The organism is Embleya sp. NPDC008237 (genome assembly GCF_042956465.1).
GTDB lineage: Bacteria > Actinomycetota > Actinomycetes > Streptomycetales > Streptomycetaceae > Embleya.
In genome coordinates this window covers 491,442-510,232 of the sequence record NZ_JBIBGL010000007.1, presented here as the reverse complement: position 1 = coordinate 510,232, position 18,791 = coordinate 491,442, and the positions used below count along the sequence as shown (strand labels likewise).

At 71.6% G+C, this 18,791-nt stretch carries 14 protein-coding genes and 2 pseudogenes; 4 read left to right on the top strand and 12 right to left on the bottom strand.

Going from position 1 to position 18,791, the window contains the following annotated elements:
- Positions 1-417: 417 nt before the first annotated feature.
- Genes ACFZBU_RS21040 through ACFZBU_RS21030 form a run of 3 tightly spaced genes read left to right on the top strand, consistent with a single transcriptional unit; the run spans position 418 to position 3,777 of the window.
- Positions 418-2,544, top strand: a complete 2,127-nt coding sequence (locus ACFZBU_RS21040; protein WP_391585137.1) for a protein kinase — start codon at positions 418-420, stop codon at positions 2,542-2,544.
- 13 nt (positions 2,545-2,557) lie between these two features.
- Positions 2,558-3,610, top strand: a complete 1,053-nt coding sequence (locus ACFZBU_RS21035; protein ID WP_391585152.1) for an ATP-binding cassette domain-containing protein — start codon at positions 2,558-2,560, stop codon at positions 3,608-3,610.
- Positions 3,607-3,777, top strand: a complete 171-nt coding sequence (locus tag ACFZBU_RS21030; RefSeq protein WP_391585136.1) for a hypothetical protein — start codon at positions 3,607-3,609, stop codon at positions 3,775-3,777. The genes ACFZBU_RS21035 and ACFZBU_RS21030 overlap by 4 nt, the downstream gene beginning before the upstream one ends.
- Before the next feature lie 96 nt (positions 3,778-3,873).
- Here ACFZBU_RS21030 and ACFZBU_RS21025 read toward each other — a convergent pair whose 3' ends face one another.
- Entirely contained in the window at positions 3,874-4,179 is a 306-nt protein-coding gene (locus ACFZBU_RS21025; protein ID WP_391585151.1) for a hypothetical protein, read from the bottom strand.
- A gap of 133 nt (positions 4,180-4,312) precedes the next feature.
- A pseudogene (locus tag ACFZBU_RS21020) lies at positions 4,313-5,032 on the bottom strand (low temperature requirement protein A); the annotation flags it as partial.
- A 224-nt stretch (positions 5,033-5,256) separates the two neighbouring features.
- On the opposite strand from ACFZBU_RS21020, the gene ACFZBU_RS21015 reads away from it, so the two are divergent.
- Complete coding sequence (locus ACFZBU_RS21015; RefSeq protein WP_391585135.1) at positions 5,257-6,003, top strand: SDR family oxidoreductase; 747 nt, start codon at positions 5,257-5,259, stop codon at positions 6,001-6,003.
- Between the two features lie 131 nt (positions 6,004-6,134).
- Here ACFZBU_RS21015 and ACFZBU_RS21010 read toward each other — a convergent pair whose 3' ends face one another.
- From ACFZBU_RS21010 to ACFZBU_RS20965, 10 genes and pseudogenes are all read right to left on the bottom strand, one after another.
- Positions 6,135-7,682, bottom strand: a complete 1,548-nt coding sequence (locus ACFZBU_RS21010) for an MFS transporter (protein WP_391585134.1) — start codon at positions 7,680-7,682, stop codon at positions 6,135-6,137.
- A 407-nt stretch (positions 7,683-8,089) separates the two neighbouring features.
- Positions 8,090-9,421, bottom strand: coding sequence for a serine hydrolase domain-containing protein (locus ACFZBU_RS21005; protein WP_391585133.1), 1,332 nt, complete (start codon positions 9,419-9,421; stop codon positions 8,090-8,092).
- 184 nt (positions 9,422-9,605) lie between these two features.
- Entirely contained in the window at positions 9,606-11,249 is a 1,644-nt protein-coding gene (locus tag ACFZBU_RS21000; RefSeq protein ID WP_391585132.1) for a hybrid sensor histidine kinase/response regulator transcription factor, read from the bottom strand.
- Positions 11,194-11,988 carry a carboxylesterase family protein gene (locus ACFZBU_RS20995; RefSeq protein ID WP_391585131.1) on the bottom strand — a complete coding sequence of 265 codons (795 nt, stop codon included), beginning with the start codon at positions 11,986-11,988 and terminating at the stop codon, positions 11,194-11,196. Before ACFZBU_RS20995 ends, ACFZBU_RS21000 begins: the two co-directional genes overlap by 56 nt.
- Positions 11,989-12,003: 15 nt before the next feature.
- Positions 12,004-12,286, bottom strand: a pseudogene (locus ACFZBU_RS20990) (carboxylesterase family protein); the annotation flags it as partial.
- 29 nt (positions 12,287-12,315) lie between these two features.
- On the bottom strand, positions 12,316-13,128 hold the full coding sequence (locus ACFZBU_RS20985; protein ID WP_391585130.1) for an Asp/Glu racemase: 813 nt from the start codon (positions 13,126-13,128) through the stop codon (positions 12,316-12,318).
- Positions 13,129-13,178: 50 nt separating this feature from the next.
- Positions 13,179-14,156 (bottom strand): fumarylacetoacetate hydrolase family protein, encoded by a 978-nt coding sequence (locus tag ACFZBU_RS20980; protein ID WP_391585129.1) that lies wholly within the window; start codon positions 14,154-14,156, stop codon positions 13,179-13,181.
- A 43-nt stretch (positions 14,157-14,199) separates the two neighbouring features.
- Positions 14,200-15,309: a cupin domain-containing protein gene (locus ACFZBU_RS20975; RefSeq protein ID WP_391585128.1), complete on the bottom strand. Its 1,110-nt coding sequence runs from the start codon at positions 15,307-15,309 to the stop codon at positions 14,200-14,202.
- Positions 15,306-16,355, bottom strand: a complete 1,050-nt coding sequence (locus ACFZBU_RS20970; RefSeq protein ID WP_391585127.1) for a carbon-nitrogen hydrolase family protein — start codon at positions 16,353-16,355, stop codon at positions 15,306-15,308. The genes ACFZBU_RS20975 and ACFZBU_RS20970 overlap by 4 nt, the downstream gene beginning before the upstream one ends.
- Positions 16,356-16,377: 22 nt before the next feature.
- Positions 16,378-18,768, bottom strand: coding sequence for an FAD-dependent monooxygenase (locus ACFZBU_RS20965; RefSeq protein WP_391585126.1), 2,391 nt, complete (start codon positions 18,766-18,768; stop codon positions 16,378-16,380).
- Between the last annotated feature and the right edge of the window lie 23 nt (positions 18,769-18,791).

Sequence of the window (18,791 nt, the reverse complement as noted above, 5' to 3'; positions counted from 1 at the left end):
GCTCACGGCCGGCGGGAAGCGATCACTGAACACACGGGAAACCGAGCATCAGTTCGACCCATTCTCGCACGTCAGCCTCACTCGTGAACGGCCCACACATCATTGCCCCACGATCGTTGGTTTCGGGGCTGCGTCGATCGGCACCCGTGCTTGGCTTCGGCCGAGGCGGGCGTTCGTCGTTGACGGGGTCTGTGTCTGTCGATCGCCTCCCGGTTCGTGATACTCGGCGACCGCCGGGGCGTCGTCGATCGAGTCGCCGGTCCGCGTGGGATCGACCGAGGTGGAGACCGCGGGATTCGCGGCGGGCGTGGGCTGTGGAGGCGTTGCGCCCCAGGCTGAGGGAGCTTCCCGCGGTGCCCGTACCCTGATCGCGGCGCGGCCGCGATGGGCGCTCGAACCACTACCGGGGGATTCACCGTGGAAGGTCTGCTCCTCGACGGCCGCTACCGCTGCGTCGCGTGTATCGGCAGCGGTGGGATGGGCGATGTGTGGCGTTGCCGCGACGAGCGCATCGGGCGGGATGTCGCGGTCAAGCTGTTGTCGTACGCCGCGAACCCCGGCGGCGCGCCCGACCGCTTCGAGCGCGAGGCGCGCATCGTGGGTGCGCTGGGCAGCCCGGCGATCGTGACCGTGCACGATTTCGGGCGGGCCGAGGTCGGCGGGCGGATGACGCCCTACCTGGTGATGGAACTGCTCGCCGGCACCGCGCTGAATGCCCGTCTCATGACCGGAGTTCCGGTGCCGGTCGCCGACGTGGTGGCCTGGGGCGGCGCGGTGTGCATCGCGCTCGAGCACGCGCACGCGCGCGGTGTGGTCCACCGCGACATCAAACCCGCCAACGTCTTCCTGTGTACCGACGGGTCGGTCAAGGTACTCGACTTCGGCATCGCCCGAATCGTCGAACCGGACGCCGGGCACACGCCGATGACGGTTACCGGCGCGATCCTGGGCACCCCGCACTACATGTCCCCGGAGCAGGCGCGCGGCGAGAAGGCGGACCACCGCAGCGACCTGTACTCACTGGGCTGCCTGCTGTACGCCCTGGTCGACGGGCGGCCGCCGTTCCACGCCGAGTCCATGTACGGCATCGCCATGCAGCACTTGACCGCGCTGCCCAGTCCACCGGGTCCGGAACGTCGGGGGCTGCCGGAGGACTTGCGGCAGCTGATTCTCGCGTTGCTGGCCAAGGCGCCCGAGGACCGGCCGCAGAGCGCGGTGGAGGTACGTGAACGCCTCGCTGCCCTCGGGACCGACGGCAGGGCCGGGGATGGTGTCCCTGGCGGTATCCCGGCCCCTCCGCGCATGCCTCCGATGATGCTCCCTGCCCCTGTCTTGCCCGGCTCGCCGCCCGCACCGGCGCCCGCACCCGAGAAGCCGGCAGCCCCGCGCCGCAAGTTCGTGATCGGCGCTGTCGCGGCCGTTGCCGCGACGGCACTTGCGATTGTTCTCCCCATCCAGTGGGCGGACGGCGACGACTCGGGGAGCAAAGGCAAGGGCACCGCAGGCAGTCCGTTGGGCTCGAGTACGACCCCCGGTGCCGACCCGAACGCGAAAAGGAACTCGACCGCACCCCCTGCCTCACCCGCCGGCGGATCCGGGACGAGAGCCGACGCGGTCCCCGCCACCTCCGCGGAAGCCGAGACCCGCGAGGCGACCGTCCCGCTCATGTCGCAGATCCGGGCGACGGACCCCTGCGCGATGCTCGACCGTGAGTTCCCGAAGCGTTTCGGCTCGGTCGTCGTCGAGACGACACGCCAGGCCCAGAAGTTCACCGAGTGCCAGATCGTGGCGAGCAACGGCGGTGCGACCGACCTCAGTGTGCGGTTCCGGGTCGAGTTGGGCGTCCCGCTCACCGCCGAGGAACGCGCCAAGCTGACCGCCGTCCCGGTGGACGGCGTCGCACTCTTCCAGGAGCAGGCGTCCGCGTCGGCCAACACCTGCACGGTCACCCTCCCCTTCGGGGACACCGGGTTCGGGGCGGCGGTGCAAGTCAACCAGCACTACCCCAACAAGGGATCGGACCAGGCACCGTGGGCCGAGGGTTGCGCGACGGCCAAGTCGTACGCGGTCCTCATCGCCCCGAAGGTCACCAAACTGGCGCCGCGCGCGACGGCCCCGACCGGACACACACTCATCGGCAAGGACCCGTGCAACTCGATCGACGCGTCGGCGCCCAAAGTCCAGGGCTGGACGTACCAGGGCATCAGCCGCAACCTGCCCTACCGCTGCTCGGTCGATCTGGTGAACGGCGACTCGACCTACACCGTCGCGATCACCTACAAGCGCGACGCCGAGCAGGTGGCCTCGGACTCCAAGCCGATCACGGTGCGCGGCATGAACGGCATCGAACTGTCCGACGCCAAAAGGACATCGTTCTGCATCGCGTCGCTGACCTACGTCCGCGAGACATCCGCCACGGCGTGGGACGCCCAACTCATCAGCGTGGACGTCAGCCAGGAGTCGAACAAGGGCAGCGCCACGCTGGACACCTGCGCCCTGACCGACACCGTCCTCAAACTGGTGACCGACTCGCTCGGCGGCTGAGCCACCACGCTGCATCCCGTGCGAGCAGCGCAGCAGCTTCGGTCGAAGTGGCTTACGGGGCGGGCATCATCCGGCGATCGAGGCGCGGGGCCTGGTCAAGCTCTACGGAACACACCGGGCACTGGACGGGATCGACCTCACGATCCCGCGCGGCCAGGTCTTCGGGTTCCTCGGCCCCAATGGCGCCGGCAAGACCACCACGATCCGCATCCTGGCCACACTGACCCGACCGGACGGCGGCACCGCCCGCGTTCTCGGCCACGACGTACGCACCGAGACGAACGCCATCCGCGCCCGGGTCGCGGTGACCAGCCAGTTCGCCTCCCTCGACGAGGACTTGACCGGGTACGAGAACCTGCTGGTCCTCGGCCGACTCCACGGCTTGTCGCGAACCGCGGGCCGCAAGCGCGCCGACGACCTGCCGGCGGCGTTCGACCTGACCGGTCCGGCCGCCCGGCCGGTGGGCGGCTATTCGGGCGGCACGCGCCGCCGGCTCGACATCGCCGCGGGCCTGATCACCACTCCCGACCTGCTGTTCCTGGACGAGCCGACCACCGGTCTGGACCCGCGCAGCCGCAACCGGGTGTGGGAGCTGGTCCAGCGGGTCGCCGCCGCCGGAACGACCGTGCTGCTCACCACCCAATACCTCGAGGAGGCCGACCGGCTCGCCGAGCGGATCGCGGTCGTCGACCACGGGCGGATCGTCGCCGAGGGCACCAGCGCCGAACTCAAGGCGCGCGTCGGCGCGGACACCCTGCACCTGCGGCTCCTCGACGGCGAACAGCACCCGACGGCACGGCGGGTACTGGCCGAGGCGTTGGCGGGGACGGTCCGACTCGCCGCCGACCCACTGGCGTTGTCCATGCTGCTCGCCACCCCGACCGGGACTGCCGGCGCAACCGACGTGGGCCGCCGGGTCGGGCACGCCATGACCCGGCTCGCCGACGCCGGGGTCGGGATCGCCGACTTCTCCCTCGGCCGCCCCAGCCTGGACGAGGCCTTCCTCGCACTGACCGGCCGTACGGCGGATCCGGCCACCGCCGACCACGAGGACGCGTACACATGAGCACCCCCGCCACCGCAACGACGCCCACCGCATCGGGAGTCGACCCGATCGACGTGCTGCTCCCCGAGGGTCGCGAACGCCGCCGTGCCGGAGCGCTCACCGCGACCGCCGTCATCGCCCTCGCCGCCGGCCCGATCACGCTGCGCCTGTACACCGGACGGGACTGAGCGGGCCGCACGGCCACGGGACCCGCCAACCGGCTGTTCGTTCGCCCGATCCGTCGAGGGGCTCGGGGGTGTCGTCGCGCCGGCCCAGGTGGGCGTTCAGTGGTGCCGGGACGCGGCGGGGAAGGTGATGACGACCAGGAGGACGGCTGTGCCCGCGAGCGCGGCGACCACGGCGGCGACCCCGATGTGCGAAGCCACCGCCGGCAGGAGCAGGACGGCCCCGACCGCGCACAGCACCGCGCGGGGGCGGATCACGTGCCGGTCCAGGACGGGTATGTGGATCAGCCACAGCAGCACGATGAAGACGGCGGTCGGAACGGCCACGGCGTAGCAGACCGCGAGCGGTGCGACCGCGAGGTCGGGTCCGGTCTGTTCGACCGCGACCTCCAGGCCGGCGCCCAGGGCCGCGAGGCCCGCGAAGACGCCGTAGTGGCCGTATCCCCACAGGTAGGAGACGTGCCGACGGCCGCTGAGCCCCTCCCCCGCCGGAAAGGAAGTACAGCCACCACAGGGCGAACAGCAGGACGAGGCCGGAGCCCGCGATGACGACGAGCGAGCCGCCGAGCTCGGCGTCGAGTGCCGCCCGCACTCCCTTGGACACGGCGAGCACGCTTTCGCCGAAGAGGATGAGCGTGAACAGGCCGTAGCGTTCCGCGATGTGGTGCGGATGCCAGGTGGTGGGGCCGGTGCGTTCCGCCCACCGGGGCACCGAGAGTTCCAGACCGGCCAGGACCAGGAAGGACGGGAGTTGGGCCGGGTCCGGCAGCGCGTGCGTTTCCGCCAGGAGCAGACGCAGGATCCAGCCCGCCTCCAGGAGCGTGATGCCCGCCGCGTAACGCAGGGCGGTATGCCGGCCCGCCGGGTGCTGGACGGCGGCCCGCAGCCATTGCGCGACGAGCGCGACACGCATGACGAGGTAACCGACGGTGATGAGCCGGTAGTCGGAGTCGTTCGCGGTGGCCGGCACCCCGGCGGCGAGAACCAGCACACCCGCCATCTGCACCATCGTCAGCAGCCGGTAGGCGACGTCGTCGGTGTCGTACGACGAGGCGAACCAGGTGAAGTTCATCCACGCCCACCACACGGCGAAGAACACCTGGAGGAACGGGACGAGCCCGCTCAGGGCATGCCCGTCCGCGACGTGGTGCGCGAACTGGGCGGCGACCGCGGAGACCGCCACCACGAAGGTGAGATCGAAGAGCAGTTCGAGCGGGCTCGCGGTGCGGTGTTGTTCGTCGATCGCGCGCGCGGTCATCCGGATCCGGATCCGGTACTCGCCGACTGCTGGTGGCACGGACTCGCTCCTTCGGGCTCGTGAGTCCTTCTGCCGACAAGACAGGGCAGGGCGCCCGCTTGTGACACGGCGTCCGAGATCCGCGGCACGAGTTTTTTCGGCGGGGTTGTCACAGCCGCTCGGGGTGTCCGGTCTTAGCTGACGACCGGGCGCGGACGAAGTCCCGGCAAACAGGAGGGCCTGGCATGAAGATCGTGGTCATCGGAGGGACCGGCCTGATCGGCTCGAAGCTCGTGACGAAGCTGGGCGAGCACGGACACGAGGCGGTCGCGGCAGCGCCGAACACCGGCGTCGACACACTTACCGGCAAGGGGCTGGCCGAGGTTCTGACGGGCGCGTCCGTGGTCGTCGACGTGTCGAACTCCCCGTCCTTCGAGGACGCCGCGGTACTGGAGTTCTTCACCACCTCCACCCGCAACCTGCTGGCAGCCGGGAAGGAGGCCGGCGTGGGCCACCACATCGCACTGTCGGTGGTGGGCAGCGACCGGCGCCCCGACATCGGCTACTTCCGGGCGAAGATCGCCCAGGAGCAGCTGATCAGGGAATCGTCGATCCCGTTCTCGATCGTGCACGCGACGCAGTTCCACGAGTTCGCCCGGCGGATCGCCGACGAGGCGACGACCGGCAACGAGGTGCACATCGCCCCGGTGGCCTTCCAGCCGATCGCGGGCGACGATGTCGCGCGGAACGTGGGCAGGATCGCGGTCGGCACGCCGCTGAACACGATGATCGAGATCGCCGGCCCCACGCGGTACCGGATGGACGAGTTCTTCCGGAAGGCGCTGGCGACCTGGGGCGATCCGCGCGAGGTGGTCACCGACCCGCTTGCGCACTACTTCGGGGCCGTACCCGACGAGTCGACGCTCGTACCGGGTGACGGTGCCGTCCTCGGCGAGATCACCTACGAGGACTGGCTGAAGTCCGCCGCATAGGCGCCCGGCACGCCCGTGCCTGCCCCGGGGGATGCGGCGAAGCCGCCCACGCGCACCGCATCCCCCCGGGTGCCGGAGACGAGCGCACCACCGACCACGAGGGCGTCGAATCCGTCGTCATCGGCGGCTGATCACCCGGTCGGCCCGGGGCCTCCGCCGCGCAGTCTCTCCAGGTCCGAGGCACGCACCTGGATGACGAACAGGGCGACCACCGCGGCGATCACCGCGAAGATCGCGGCCACCACGAAGGCCGCGGAGATGCCCGTGGTCAGCACCTGGTGACTCCACGGGGCGGGCAGTTCGCCCGTGCGCTCGAAGTTCGCCCGCTCGGCCGGGCTCGCCTGCGCGAGGAAGTCGGGCACCTGTTCCTTGGCCTCGTTGCGGTTCGCCGTGCCGAAGACGGTGACCAGGATGGACAGTCCGAGCGATCCGCCCACCTGCTGCATCGCGTTCAGCAGGCCGGACGCCGCACCCGAGTCCCGGGCGGCGACCCCGGACACCGCCATCAGTGTCAGTGACACGAACTGCATGCCCATGCCCACACCGAACACCAGCGTCGGCCCCAGGATGCTCCCGGCGTAGGTGCTGTGGATGTCGGTACGGGTGAGCCAGGCGAGTCCGGCCGCCGCCAGGAGCGCGCCGCCGACCATGAACGGTTTGGGTCCGAAACGCGGCAACAGTTGCGAGGTGACGCCCGCGCCCACCGCGATCACCGCGCTGATCGGCAGGAACGCGAGACCGGCCCGCAGCGGGCTGAAGCCCAGGATGTCCTGCACGAACAGGGTCAGGAAGAAGAACATCCCGAAGATCGCCGCGGCCAGGCACAACATCATGCCGTAGGCGCCCGCCCGGTTGCGGTCGGCGAACATCGCCAGCGGAGTGATCGGCTGCCGGGAGTTGCGTTCGATCACGAGGAACAGCGCGAGCAGCACCACGGCCGCCCCGAACGCGGCCAGTGTCAGGGCGTCCCGCCAGCCCTCCTGCGCGGCGCGGATGAAGCCGTAGACGAGCGAACTGATCCCGAGCGTGGAGGTGAGTGCGCCGAGCAGGTCGAAGTGGCCCGGATGTCGCTCGGACTCGCGGATGTAGCGCGGGGTGGCCAGGGCGATGAGGACGCCGATCGGCACGTTGACGAAGAACACCCACCGCCAGTCCAGCCACTCGACCAGGATTCCGCCGGCCAGCAATCCGATCGCGCCACCGCCTGCGGAGACCGCGGCGAACACGCCGAAGGCCCGGTTACGGGCCGGGCCCTCGGCGAAGGTGGTCGTGATCAGCGCGAGCGCGGTGGGCGAGGCGATCGCGCCGCCGACCCCCTGGATCGCTCGGGCGGCCAGCAGTTGCGGGGCGCTTTGCGCGAATCCGCCGAGCAGCGAGGCGAGGGCGAACAACAACACGCCGAAGACGAACACCCGCCGCCGGCCCAGGATGTCGCCGGCGCGCCCACCGAGCAGCAGCAGGCCGCCGAAGGTGAGCGTGTAGGCGTTGAGCACCCAGGACAGGCTGGTGGTGGAGAACTCCAACGAGCGCTGGATGTGCGGCAGGGCGATGTTCACGATGGTGATGTCCAGGACCACCATCAACTGACACGAGGCGATCACCGCGAGCGCGGCGCCACTGCCGCCGCTTCGCTGGGAGGCCGCGGCGGTCTGCGAGGGTGACGCGTACGGTTTCGCCATGATGGGTCCTGCGGTCCTGCGCTGCCGGGGCCGCGTCCCTGCGGCGCCGTCCGGCGGGAGGGGCGGCGGGCCGCCCACCCGGGCGGTGATCCCGCCCACTCGTTCGACCGTAAGCCCGGACCCGCACCCGCACCACCCGGCGGGCCGTCACCGCGTCGGGTGGCGCCGCTCGGGTCCCGGTGCGGCGCCACCGCCTCGTCGGCGGGCCGGTACGGGGAGGAAGGCCGGGATCTCGGCGGCCCCGCCCCTGCTCCCGGGCCACCCGGTGGATGTGCCGGCCCACCGCCGGGTCGTGCACCCGGGCCGAACGGCGGGAAGACGCCTTCGCCGTGCACCGCGCCCCCGGGCCCGCTTCGTCCGAGCCACCGCGCGGGCGTGACCCGCGCGGTGGCCGGCGAAGTAGGGGATCAGGCCGTCTTCGGGGTGGCGCGTACGCCCATGTGGATGTACCGGGAGCCGTCCGCGAGTTCGTAGAAGACCACGTTGTCCCACAGCGGGCTGCCCTCGCGGCGGCCCACGAACGTGGTCGCGTCGACGGGTACCAGGTCCCAGTGCATGTCCGGCGAGATGTCGGCCAGCGCGCCGGTGACCTCGATGTGCAGGTGCAGCTTGCCGTCGTCGTTGACGCTCACCTTGGCGAGGCAGCCCACCCGCTCGTACGTCCCGACGTACCCGGTGACGTCCACGTCCACCGGCGTCTCGGGCGGGCCGAGCTGCTCCGGCATCTCGACGTCCGCGAGCGCGGCGAACAGCTCGCGGCCCAGCGCGCGTTGGATCGCACCGGAGTCGCCGCCGTTGACCAGGAGGCAGACCACGGTGCCGGTGTCCGGCATGACCCAGAGCATCGCGGACTGGCCGATGGTGTTGCCCGCGTGCATGATCACCCGGTGGCCGGACCACTCGTCGAGGATCCAGCCGATCCCCCACTCCGGCGCGAGCGTGTACGGGTTCGGCAGGCGCACCTGCGGCACGGTCATCTCGCCCGGCGCGGCCAGCAGTTCGGTGCCCAGGTGGGCCCGGCCGAACTCGACCACGTCGCTCGCCCGCGCGCAGATCAGCCCGGCGGGCCCCATCGACCGCGGCAGGCCCCAGACCGGGGTCGGGTTGCCGTCCTCGACGTGCCCGGTGGCCGCGCCGAAGCGCAGCACGTCCTCCGGCAGCGTCCAGGTGTGCGTCAGGCCCAGGGGCTCGCATATCTGCTCGCGCAGCGCCTGGTCCCAGGTCTTGCCGGTCAGCCGCTCGATGATCCGCCCGGCGATCACGAAGCCGGAGTTGCAGTACGAGAACGACTCCCCGATCGGGTGGATCTGGGTCAGCTCGGCGCAGGCCGTGAGGTACTTCTCCAGACAGTCGTCGCCGCGCCCGGTGTCCGTGAACAGGTCGCCGTCGATGCCGGAGGTGTGCGTCAGCAGGTGCCGCACGGTCACCGTCTTGGTCACCTCGGCGTCGACGACCTTGAACTCGGGAAGCAGGTCGACGACCGGCGTGTCCAGCGTGAGCCGGCCCTGCTCGACGAGCAGCATCAGCTGGGTTGCCGTCCAAACCTTGGAGACCGAGCCGATCTGGAACAGCGAGTCGGTGGAGACCGGTGTCCCGGTGTCCTTGTTGAGCACTCCGGCGGCGAAGGAGTGCACCTCCCCCTCGTGCAGAAACGCCAGGCTCGCACCCGGGACGTCGAATTCGGCAATCAGCTCGACGAGGCGGGCATTCCAGTACGCGGGTTCGACGGTTGCGGTCATGGGACCTCTTTCGCAAGTGGGCCGGGCGGCGTACCGGCACGCTACGCCGACGGGGCGCTCCGGCTCATGGCCGTGACGACGAACCCGAGGGCGACCCTTGGTGCGAACGCACAAGTGCCCGCATCCCGCCACGGGCGCACCACGAGCGCCCCGCCACGAGGGCACCACCGCGAACCCCTCGGCGTCAGCGCGTCGCGGTGGTGTGACCGACTCGGACCAGGCCGGATTCGTACGCCACCACCACGGCCTGGGCACGGTCCCGAAGCGCCAGCTTGCCCAGCAGCTCGCTCTCGTACCGCGCGACCGTCGGGCCGTCGATCCGCATCGCCTCGGCGATCTCGCCGCCTGCCCTGCCCGCGGCAATCAGGCGCAGCAGCTCGATTTCCACCGGGCTCAGGTGGGTGAGCGCGGCGGGCACGGCCCCCGCCCCCGGCTCCCCCGTCGGGCCACCGACCTGCTCCCCGGCCGATCCACCGCCCGACCGCGCAACGGGCTCGGCTACCTCCCCCACAACCGGCTCGGCGACCGTCCCCGCACCCGACCCACCGCCCGGCCCCACAATCGGCTCGACGACCGGTTCCACCGCCGCCACCGGGATGCTCGCCGCGACCCGGAATCCGCCGCCCGCAACGTGCCCCGCCTCGAACGACCCGCCGTGCACCGCCACCCGCTCGCGCATCCCCAGCAGCCCGTGCCCACCGCCGGTCCTCGCGTAGCCCCCGCCGTCACCGCTGCCGCTGCCGCTGCCGCCGTCGTCACGGATCTCGATGGCGACCGCATCCGGCAGGTACTCCAGCCGCACCTGCGCCATGGCCGCGCTGCCGGCGTGCTTGCGGGCGTTGGTGAGCGCCTCCTGGGTGATCCGGTACAGCGCGAGGCCGACCGGCAACGACAACTCGCGGCGCGTGCCGATCACCCGAAGCTCGGTCGGCAGGCCGGCCAGGCAGGATTCGGCGATCAGCCGGTCGAGGTCTTCGACGCCGGGCTGTGGGGCCGAGGGCGCGGTTTCCGGATCCTTGTCGCTGCGCAGGACGCCGAGCAGCTGGCGCATCTCGTCCAGCGCGACCCGCCCCGATGCCTCCAGCGTGAGCAGCGCGCCGCGCGCGGCGTCGAGGTCGCGCTCCAGGCTGGCCCGGGCGCCGCCGGACATCAGATGCATCGTGGTGATGTGGTGCGCCACGATGTCGTGCAGTTCGCGGGCGATCCGCCGGCGCTCCTCGGTCAGCGCCCGCTCGGCCAGCAGCTCGCGGTTGACCTCGACCTGGCCCTGCCAGTGCCGCACCGCCGCGCTCGCGCCCACGACCAACACGGTCGCCACGAGATCGCCGCTGAGGCTGTAGAAGATCGGCAGGTCCGCGTCGGGGTACCCGGACGTCAGTGCGGCCATGGTGAGCACCGCAGCCGCGGCGACCGTCCTGGGCCGGCAGGACAGCCCGACGGTGTACAGCGCGACCGCCAAGACGAAGCCGAAGCGTTGTCCGATGTCGCTGAACAGGTTCAGTCCCACCTGGAGGACGAGTACCAGCAGCAGCACCCGGACCGGAGCGCGCCGACGCGCGATCAGGCACAGCGCCGACACGACCAGGAACGCGATGTTGCCCGCCGTCTCGCCGGGCCCGGGACCGCGGACGGTGACCGCGTAGCCCAGCAGGTCGACGGCCATCGCCACGATCACGACGAGAATGTCCGCCCGGCTGTGGCTCCCGAATGCCCGGCGCATGCGGGGTGCCCCGGATGCTCCCGATGCTCCGGCGGAATTCATGGCGGGAAGATCACGGCCGGTGATCGCCTTGCCGAGCGTGGCCATGGACTTGGGCCCGAAGCCCATCCAGGGCCTCCTTCCATGGGGGAACGGCGTGCCAGTATTCCACCGCGACGATCATTGGTCGAAGCGCGCAAATCGCCCGACCCGCCACGATGGCCCACGCGCACGAACCGACCGCCCCCGACACGCCGGCCACCGGCCCGGCGCGAGGGGTCGAAGCGCGCGAACCCACCGCCCCCGATGCGCCGACCCCGGCCCCCGGCAGTCGGAACAGCTCGTCGGAGGCCAGGTCGGTCAGCAACCCGAGCGGGTCGGCATCCGGGCGCTCGGCCGCGAAGATCCGGTACGCCTCGCCCGCTCGCGCGCCGAACGACTCGGCGAAGCGCGCCCGAACCTGCTCGGCGGTGGCGTTCGCGTACATGTCGTTGGCGCCGAACGCGAAGCCCGCCTCGTCGGCCGTCCAGCCGAGCAGGATGTCCGGATCCGGATCATCCTCCCCGTCGATCAGTGCGGCCAGCGGGTGCCGGGTCATGGTCGAGCCGTCGATCAGCGGCAGGAACGGCAGCGGCCACCGCCCCCAGCGGGCCTGCACACCGAACATCGCGATCGTGGCCTCGACCAGCCGCTCCCACGGCAGCGCCCGCAGCTGCGCGATGTCGGCGACGCCGGCCACGTCCAGCAGCGCGTCCGTGGTGCGCAGCGACCGGGCCCGATCGGGCGTGGTCACGCCGAACGGCGGGCTCTGCAGGATCGCGCGCCGGAAGAGACCGCGTCCCTCGGGGTGCACGGCCAGCGCCGCCATGGATCCAGACCAGGACCGGGCGGCGGGCGTCGTCCGGGCCCGGGGTCCAGACGTTGAGGGTGAGGCAGTCCTCGTCGAACGGCGGCGCACCGTGGCCGCCGAGCACCGCGTCGACCCGCCCGATCCGCGGCGCGCTCGGCCCGTACGCGGCCACGTCCCGCACGCCGTCCCACCCCGGATGCGGCCGGGCCGGACGCCGGCGCAGGTCGCCGACCGGGGCGGCCGCGAACGGGATGCCGCGGAACACCGCGAGACCGTCCTCGGTGCGACCGCGCAGCGTGCCGGCAGGCAGCTTCACGACGGGGTCGCGGTCGCCCCGGCCAGGTGTCACGTCGCCGAGCCCGCGCCGGCGGAGGCGGCACCCGAGGATGCGGCCGGGGCGTCCGCGAACTTCCCGGACAGCAGGTGGCCGGCGCCCGGCGCGAAGGCGGGCAGGTCCAGCGCGCGCAACATCTGGTGCACGGTGCACACCGCGGCCGAGACGACCGGCTTGCCCAGTCGCTGCTCGGCCTCCTCGATCGCGGCCAGCGACGGCATCTGCACGCACGCGGACAACACCACGGCGTCCGCGTCCGCGTATTCGAGCCGCTCGGCGATGCCCGGCAGGCGCAGCGGGTCGTGCGCGGCCACGTCGAGGTTGTCCGGGATCTCCAGCGCCTCGAAGTCGAGCACCTCGATGCCCTCGTGGCCCAGGTACTCCACGACCGTGCGGGTGAGCGGCAACATGTACGGCGCGACCAGGGCGACCTTGCGCGCGCCGATCGTGTGCAGCCCGTGCACGAGCGCGCCGGCGCTGGTGACCACCGGCGCGGGTGCGTTGTTCTCGACGGTCCGGCTGTGCAGCCGCTCCTCGGACACCCGGTGGTAGCCCAGGCCCATGCTCATGATCGCCACGAGGCACGCGTAGCCGAGCACGTCCACCCGCGCGTCGGAGAGTTCGACGGCGCAGCGGTCGGAGTCGGCGTCCATCGCCTTGAGTTGCTCGGGGGTGACGTGCGTCATCCGCATCCGACTGGAGTGGAACGTGAAGCGCTCCGGCGCGACCGTCTCGCGCGCCCGCAGGATCGCGGGTACCTCGGTTTCCATCGTGACGTTCGAGCTCGGCACGATCTGGCCGATGCGGTAGGGGTGTTGACGCACGGAGGTCCTCCTGCTGAATACCGGAAACGAGGGTGGGGGCGAGCCGCGCGTCAGCGGGCGTCGATCACCGGGTTGGACAGGGTGCCGATCCGCTCCACGGTCGCCTCGACCACGTCGCCGGGGCGCAGGTACTGCGGGGGGACCTGGGCCGCGCCGACGCCGGACGGAGAGCCGGTGGAGATCACGTCGCCCGGCTCCAGGGTCATCCCGGAGGAGATGTCGGCGATCAGGCGCGGGATGTCGAAGAGCATGTGCCGGGTGTTGGACTTCTGCTTGACGTCGCCGTTGACCCGCAGCGACAGGTCCAGTGCCTGCGCGTCCGGGATGTCGTCGGCGGTGACCACGGCGGGGCCGAACGGGGCGTAGGAGTCCTGGCCCTTGGAGAAGAACCACTGCCCGGAGCGGCGCTGGTCGCGGGCGCTGATGTCGTTCATGATGCTGTACCCGAACACGTGGTCCCACGCGTCGGCCTCGCTCACCTTGTAGGCGGTCCGGCCGATCACGACGGCGAGTTCGCACTCCCAGTCGAGCTGCTGGGTGAGGTTGCCGTTGTGCAGGATGGGTGCGCCGGGGCCGGTCACGGCGGTGGCGGGCTTGCCGAACAGCACCGGGCGCTCGGGGAGCTCCTTCGCGGTGTCCAGGGTGCGGTTGGATTCGGCCACGTGCTCGACGTAGTTGAGCCCGATGCCGATGACCTTCCCGGGCCGCAGCGGCGCCAGCAGCCGTACGTCGGCGCTCGCGTGCACGGCGTCGGCGGGTCGGCCGGCCGGGTCGCCGCTCAGCAGGTCCCGTGCGGTGTCGAACGCCTCGGCGCCCGCGCGGATGAACGAGAGCAGGTCGCCGGGGAGTTCGGTGCCCGAGGCGGCGGCGAGTGCCACGAGGTCGATCACGTGGGCGCCGTCCTCGGCGCCCAGGCGGGCCGACGAACCGTCGACGGTGTAGGTGACCAGGCGCATGGGGGTGTCCTCACTGTCCTTGCGTCCGGGCGGCGCGGTCGCGCCGCCCGGGTCGTCGTGGGTGTCGCACATCGTTGGATCGACGATCGGGCGCCCAGGCGCGCCGATCGGGGGATCACGGGGTCGGCTGGTGTCCGTCGTTGTCGACGTACGCCTCTTCGCGGTGGAAGCCGAGCGAGCGCATCACCGGGAAGTCGTTGAACGAGAACAGCACCGCGTCCTCGGATGCGTCCAGGTTGGCGTGTTCGTGCCAGGCCCAGGCCGGGACCGCGAAGACGTCCCCCTCGTGCCACTCGAAGCGCTGCCCGCCGACGATCGAGACGCCGTGGCCCTTGGCCGCGGTGTAGACGACCGAGCCGGTGTGCCGGTGGGCCCTGGTCGCCTGTCCGGCGCGCAGGAGTTGGATGTGCGCGCTCATCGTCGGCATCACCGAGCCGCCGGTGACGGGGTTGGTGTACTCCATGATCACGCCGTCGTACGGCGAGCCCTCGCTCGCCTTCGCCAGGTCGAGCAGGGCCTGGTAGGTGGGCTCCCACGGCCAGGCCAGCAGCGGCGAATACGGCCGGGTCCACCGTTCCGTGCCGTAGGGCACCAGGTTGCCGCCGTAGGTGAGGACCGAGCTGTTCACCACCTTGCCGGGCACCTGGTACACGTCGGGGTGTACCTCGTAGAAGCCCGCGTCCAGCGCGTTGACCAGCGGGATGTCCAGGCCGTCCTGCCAGATCACCGGCGCGTCGTCGGACTCGTTGCCGTGCTCGTGCCAGGTCCCGTTCGGGGTGATCGCGAAATCGCGGGCGCCGACCTTGAGCTTCTCGCCGTCCACGATGGTCCAGGCGCCGGTGCCCTCCAGCACGAATCGCAGTGCGGCGGCCTGGTGGCGGTGTGCGGTCATCGACTCGCCCGGCCCCATGATCTGGAGTCCGGTGTAGAGCAGGCCCGCCGCCGCGCTGACGTCCCGGCGGCCGGGGTTGACCAGCATCACCACGCGGCGGCCCGCGTCGTCCGCCTTGACCAGATCGAGCGCCTTGCGCACCAGCGGGCGCAGTTCGGCGTAGCGCCACAGGGTGGGTACCGACTTGGGCTGTGGGTACCAGGGCTCGATCTCGTTCGCCACGGTCCACAGCGCGCCGGCCTCGCGTTCGGCCAACTCGGCGTAGTAGGCGCTCAGTTCCGGGGTGTCGGAGACGCGGGCCCGGCCGAGCATGTTGTCGTCCTGGGTGGTCATTTCTCCTCCTCGGGGGCAGGTGCGACGGGCGTGGGGGCGTTTTCGTGGCTGAACGTGATCGGCGATCGGGGCCGGTTGTCCACGTTCAGCCGGAAGATGTCGAAGCGGTTGTAGTGGCCGACGATGTCGTGCATCTGCTTGGGCTGGATGCATTTGGCGAGGTCGATGTCGGCGTAGACGATGCCCTCGTCGTCGATCAGCGGTTCGGTGACCGGGTGGCCGTCCGGGCCGAAGATGCCGGACAGCGCGCTGCGTTCGCGGCCGAGCTGTTTGCGCACCTCGGCGTCGTCGCCGGCGATGGCGTCGACGATCTCGGGCGAGATGGTCGAGCACGCGACGACGGAGAACACCTTGCCCTCGAAGCTGTGCGCGGCGGTGCGCACCGCGATGGCGTCCGCCATGTCGTAGTCGGCGGGTGCCACCGGCAGTGCGATGTAGCTTGCCGCGTGCACGAGTTCGCCTTGGGCGAGCAGGGTGAAGCGGGCCAGCGTGTTGGTGTTCTCGCCACAGGCGAGCACGCCGAGCGGGCCGATCCCGGTCGGGTGCACGCGCAGCGAGCTGCCGTCGCCGCCGGTCCAGGTCAGCTTCTCCGCCCAGGTGGGCACCAGCTTGCGGTGGACGCCGATCAGTTCGCCGTCCGCGTCGATGGTCAGCATGGTGTTGTAGAGCACGCCCATGCTGTGCGGGCCGCGCTCGTTGACGCCGATCACCACCACGGCGCCGGCCGCCCGGGCGGCGGCGCGCAGCGCTTCCACGTGCGGGCCGGGAACGTCGACCGAGGAGCGGTACAGGCGTTCGAACCAGGGCGAGCCCTGGACCGGATTCATCGTCCAGTTCCAGTACGGATACCCGGGCACGAACACCTCGGGGAAGACGATCAGCTCGGCGCCGTTGGCGGCGGCCTCGCGAATGAGGTCGACCGCCTTGGCCACGGTGGCGGCCGCGTCCAGGTAGACCGGCGCGGCCTGCACGGCCGCGGCCTTGAACCTGGGCGGGTTGTCGCGCTGTTCGCCGGTCAGCACGATCGGCGGGGTGGGATTGTCCATATCGGGCTCCTCGTGGTCCGGGTCAGCGCCGGCCGGGTGCGGCCACCAACGGGGAATGTTGCTCCGGCCGCCAGCGCCGCGGCACCGCTTCGACGCTCTCGCGCAGCAGGTGCAGCCGCGGCGGCACCCGGTCGCTGCCCGCGCCGGGCGGCTTGCGGCTGCCCGGACGCCATGCGCTCGGCCAGGGCGCGCCGGGCCCGGAGTAGCCCTGTTCGGCGGCGGCGTGCAGCGTCCACATCGGGTCGTACAGGTGGGCGCGGCCCACCGCACACAGGTCGGCGCGGCCCGCCAGCAGGATCGAGTTGACGTCGTCGTAGGTGGAGATCGCACCGACGGCGATGGTCGGCACGCCGGTCGCGTTGCGGATCAGGTCGGCGAAGGGGGTCTGGTAGCCGCGCCCGTAGGCGGGCCGCTCCTGCGGTACCACCTCGCCGGAGGACACGTCTATCGCGTCCGCGCCCGCCGCCGCCAACGCCCGGGCGATCGCGACCGCGTCGTCCTCGGTGGTGCCGCCCTCGGCCCAGTCGCTCGCCGAGATCCGCACCACCAGCGGCTTGTTCGTCGGCCACACCGCGCGCACCGCGGACAGCACCTCGATCGGGAAGCGCAGCCGCCCGGCGAGCGAGCCGCCGTATTCGTCCTCGCGCAGGTTGGTCAGCGGGGACAGGAAGCCGGACAGCAGATGGCCGTGGCCGTACTGGAGTTCGAGCGCGTCGAAGCCGGCCCGGTCGGCCCGCGCGGCGGCCGCGGCGAAGGCCGCGGTGATCGCGTCCAGGTCCGTCCGGTCCGCCTCGCGCGGCCGGAAGTCGCTGTTCTCGTCCCAGGGCACCGCCGACGCGGCCACCGTGGGCCATCCATTCGCCCCCAGCGGCACACTCCGACCGCCGGTGTCCGGCACGGTGGTCGCCGCGCGGCGCCCGGCGTGGCTGAGCTGGATGCCCAGCAGCGGTCCGTCCGGAGCCTGTTCCTTGACCCGGGTGACCACGTCTCGCCACGCCGCCTCGTGCGCGTCCGACCACAGGCCCGGGCAGGCCTCGGTGGCCCGGCCGTTGGGCAGTACGGCCGTCATGCCCGCGAAGACCAGGCTCGCGCCGCCGAGCGCGAGCGCGCCCAGGTGCGCGGACTCGAACGGGCCCGGGAGTCCGTCGCGGGCGGCATATGTGGCCATCGGCGGCACCACCACCCGGTTGCGCAGCCGGACCGAACCCAGCCGGAAGGGCTGGAACATCGGCGCCGCGTCCGCCCGGTCCGGCCGGCCGGCGGTGAACGCCGCGTCCACTCGGGCGACGAACTCGGGGTCGCGTTCGAGCAGGTTGGCGTGGGTGACCCGGCGGCTGCGGGTGAGCAGGTTGAAGGCGAACTGCTCGGGTGCCTGGCCCACCGCGCGGTCGATGTTCTCGAACCACTCCAGGCTGGCCTGCGCGGCGCGCTGCGTGGAGCTCACCACCGGCTTGCGTTCGGCCTCGTAGGCGGTGAGCGCGGCCGGGATGCCGGCGTGCTCGTTCAGGCACGCGGCCAGCGCCAGTGCGTCCTCCATCGCCAGCTTGGTGCCCGAACCGATGGAGAAGTGCGCGGTGTGCGCGGCGTCGCCGAGCAGCACCACGTTCTCGTGGTGCCAGGTGGCGTTGCGCACCGTGCTGAACCTGATCCAGCGCGAGTTGTTCGGGATCAGCCGGTGGCCGTCCAGGTGTTCGGCCAGCAGCGCCTCGCAGCGCGCGATGCCCGCGTCGTCACTGGCGCCGCGCGGCAGGTCGCGGCCGGCGAACTCGGCGAATCCGCCGCGCCGCCAGGCGTCCTCGGCCAGTTCGACGATGAAGGTGCTGCGCCGGTCGTCGAACGGGTAGGCGTGCACCTGCACCACGCCGAAGTCGTGCTTGTCCACGATGAAGGTGAACGCGTCGAAGACCTTGTCGGTACCCAGCCACATGTAGCGGCAGCCGCGTTCGTCCAGGCTCGGCCGGAACGTGTCGGCGTAGCGTTCGCGCACCGTGGAGCGCACTCCGTCCGAGGCGACCACCAGGTCGTGGGTGCGCGCGAGTTCGGTCACGTCCGGGGCCTCGGTGCGGTAGCGCAGGTCCACGCCCAGCGCGGCGCACCGCTCCTGGAGGATGCGCAGGAGCCGCTCCCGGCCCAGCGCGGCGAATCCGTGCCCGCCGGAGGTGAGGGTGCTGCCGCCGTAGCGGATGTCGATGTCGGTCCAGCGGGCGAACCCCTCGGACATCGCGGCGAAGATCTGCGGGTCGGCCTGGGCGATGCCGTCCAGGGTCTCGTCGGAGAAGACCACGCCGAAGCCGAACACGTCGTCCGGAGCGTTGCGCTCCCACAGGGTGATCTCCGCCGCCGGCGAGAGCTGCTTGGCGAGGGCGGCGAAGTACAACCCACCCGGCCCGCCACCGATGACTGCGATGCGCACAGCGTCCTCCAATGTTCCGGGCC

Coding starts and splice junctions, on each gene's coding strand:
- ACFZBU_RS21030 (WP_391585136.1), top strand. CDS start 3,607: ATGAGCACCCCCGCCACCGCAACGACGCCCACCGCATCGGGAGTCGAC.
- ACFZBU_RS20980 (WP_391585129.1), bottom strand. CDS start 14,156: ATGTGCGACACCCACGACGACCCGGGCGGCGCGACCGCGCCGCCCGGA.
- ACFZBU_RS21005 (WP_391585133.1), bottom strand. CDS start 9,421: ATGACCGCAACCGTCGAACCCGCGTACTGGAATGCCCGCCTCGTCGAG.
- ACFZBU_RS21010 (WP_391585134.1), bottom strand. CDS start 7,682: ATGGCGAAACCGTACGCGTCACCCTCGCAGACCGCCGCGGCCTCCCAG.
- ACFZBU_RS20995 (WP_391585131.1), bottom strand. CDS start 11,988: ATGGCGGCGCTGGCCGTGCACCCCGAGGGACGCGGTCTCTTCCGGCGC.
- ACFZBU_RS21015 (WP_391585135.1), top strand. CDS start 5,257: ATGAAGATCGTGGTCATCGGAGGGACCGGCCTGATCGGCTCGAAGCTC.
- ACFZBU_RS20975 (WP_391585128.1), bottom strand. CDS start 15,309: ATGACCACCCAGGACGACAACATGCTCGGCCGGGCCCGCGTCTCCGAC.
- ACFZBU_RS21000 (WP_391585132.1), bottom strand. CDS start 11,249: ATGGGCTTCGGGCCCAAGTCCATGGCCACGCTCGGCAAGGCGATCACC.
- ACFZBU_RS20970 (WP_391585127.1), bottom strand. CDS start 16,355: ATGGACAATCCCACCCCGCCGATCGTGCTGACCGGCGAACAGCGCGAC.